This is a genomic window from Thermococcus sp. (assembly GCF_027066465.1).
Taxonomy (GTDB): domain Archaea; phylum Methanobacteriota_B; class Thermococci; order Thermococcales; family Thermococcaceae; genus Thermococcus.
On record NZ_JAMONU010000116.1, the window covers coordinates 1 to 2,049 of the forward strand.

General features: G+C 56.7%; 2 protein-coding genes and 1 pseudogene. All 3 read right to left on the reverse strand.

From position 1 onward, the window contains the following. On the reverse strand, positions 1–833 hold an 833-nt coding region (tgtA, locus tag MVK46_RS05360; protein WP_297535614.1), incomplete at its 3' end, for a tRNA guanosine(15) transglycosylase TgtA. 32 nt (positions 834–865) lie between these two features. Beyond that, positions 866–1,792, reverse strand: coding sequence for an inorganic phosphate transporter (locus MVK46_RS05365; RefSeq protein ID WP_297535615.1), 927 nt, complete (start codon positions 1,790–1,792; stop codon positions 866–868). A gap of 71 nt (positions 1,793–1,863) precedes the next feature. After that, positions 1,864–2,049, reverse strand: a pseudogene (locus MVK46_RS05370) (glycosyltransferase family 2 protein); the annotation flags it as partial.

A 2,049-nucleotide genomic window follows, 5' to 3' on the forward strand; every position in this document is an offset into this window, starting at 1 on the left:
ACGGGGCATGAGCAGGGGAAGTACTCAAGCTCTTCGAGCCTCTTCGTTCCCTCGGGCGTCAGGTAGCGGTCGTCTTTAGCGTATAAAGCGTAGCTTGCCGAGTCAAAGAGGTCAACGCCCATAGCCACCGCTAAGGCAAAAATCATCGGGTGGCCAGCGCCGAAGAGGTGAACGGGCCGGTCCGGTCTTAGACCGAGCTTGGAAGCCACCACAACATCCACCAAATCGCGGTAGCGGTAGCTCTCCATGAGCGGAACGACGGCCCCAATCGGATGGATTTCGAAGTTCATCTTGCTGAGCTCCCGCGCGGCGTAGGTTCTTAAGTCCGGGTAGGTGGACCCTTGGACAGCAGCGTTCATGACGATGTTCTTTATGCTTTCGGCTTCCTTCGCCCGCTCAAGGGTTACCCTCAGGTCCTCCTCGGCCTTCTCCCTCGGCGCGTCGGGAGGAGTCGGAACGTCGAGGAAGGTGCCTATATCAACGCCGATTTTCTCCTGGAACTCGATTATCTCCCGGTTGGTAACCTCAACCTCGCCGTAGCGCATGAGCTGGAAACTGCCTGAATCAACCTCGATTATCCCGTCGTAGTCGAGGAGCTTATGAATGCCCAGTTTTAGCGCTTTCTCCCTCAGCTCCGGCGTCTTGTAGATAATGTAGGAGTTGGTGATTATCATTCCAAAGCCCATCTCTTTAAGCTCCTTCGGCGTCACGATGAGCTGTTTCGGGTTGATGACCGGCATTATGGCTGGAGTTTCGATGCTCTTGCCGTTGACGGTGAGCTTTCCTATTCTTCCGGCCGCGTCTCTGGCTTTAACTTCGAACCTGAACTCCATGCTCTCACCTCCCAAAGGCTACAACTTCGACCTTAAAAGCCTGCCGAGAAGAGCTTGATGAGCAGGAACGCGAGGATTCCGGCGAAGAGTGGCGCGCGAACCCAGCTCTTCACGATATCCACGAGGAGCTTTTTGTTCACGTGCTCCCCCTTGTAGGCGCTCAGCCCGCTTATCGCCCCGACTATCGCCTGGCCCGAGCTGACGGGCAGACCGAAGAGGTTCGCGGTGCTGACCGCTATCGAGGCGCCGAACTGACTCGAGAAGGCCGAAGTAGGACCAAGGGGTGCTATGTCCTTTCCTATCGTCATCATAACCTCGTAGCTGAAGGTGAGCGTTCCGAAGGCCATCACAAGGGCAAGGAAGGCATTCGGGTTGGACATTCCGCCGGCCTTTGCGAGGCCTATAACGTTCGAGACCTCGTTCGTGCCGAGGTTGAAGGCCGAGAATGCCGAGGCGAGAAAGACGAGCCACTTCTGGGTGAGTTCAAGGTTCTTGAGGCACTTTATCCTCCGGAGGAGAGGCTTGTAGAGCTTGTACACCGCTATGGCCAGTAGGGATGCGAAGACCGGCGAGAAGAACCACGCCGAGACGATTTTACCTATCGTCCACCAGTCGACGGGAAGACCGAGGGCGAGGGAGGAACCTATGAGCGCGCCTATTATGGACTGGGTCGTCGAGATTGGCATTCCGACGAGGCTCGCCAAAGTTACGGCAGAGGCGGCGCTGAAAAGGACGAGGCCAACCTCCCCGGGGGATAGTCCCCTCGCCAGCCCCGTTATGGTTCCAGGGACGGCGGAGTGACCGATAACTGCACCTAACGTGGTGAAAACCGCTATTATCAGGACGGCCCGTTTGAAGCCCACTACCCCCGAGCCGACCGCGGTGCCGACTGCCTTTGCGCTGTCGTTTGCTCCGACGGCCCATGCCATGAAAAACGCCGTCGCAATGACCTCCAGCATTCACCCTCCCTCTATAGTCTATATAGTCTATGTAGCACATTGTTGGGCATTTTAAAAGGGTTTCGGTTCCCCTAAGGGCTGGATAAGAAGAGCCTTGAATAGCCGTAGATATGGAGCGAGAGGTAGAAGAACGCCCAGAACCAGACGATTAGGGGGAAGAGAAGTGCGTTGGAGAGCTTTCCGCCCTCAACGAGCGTTGGGAGGAGCATCGTGACAACCTCGAACCCCCACCAGAGAGCGAAGAGGGCAAAGTTGCC

What these genes read in the sequence shown, in the direction of transcription:
- MVK46_RS05365 (WP_297535615.1), bottom strand. Translation starts at nt 1,792, where the DNA reads ATGCTGGAGGTCATTGCGACGGCGTTTTTCATGGCATGGGCCGTCGGA.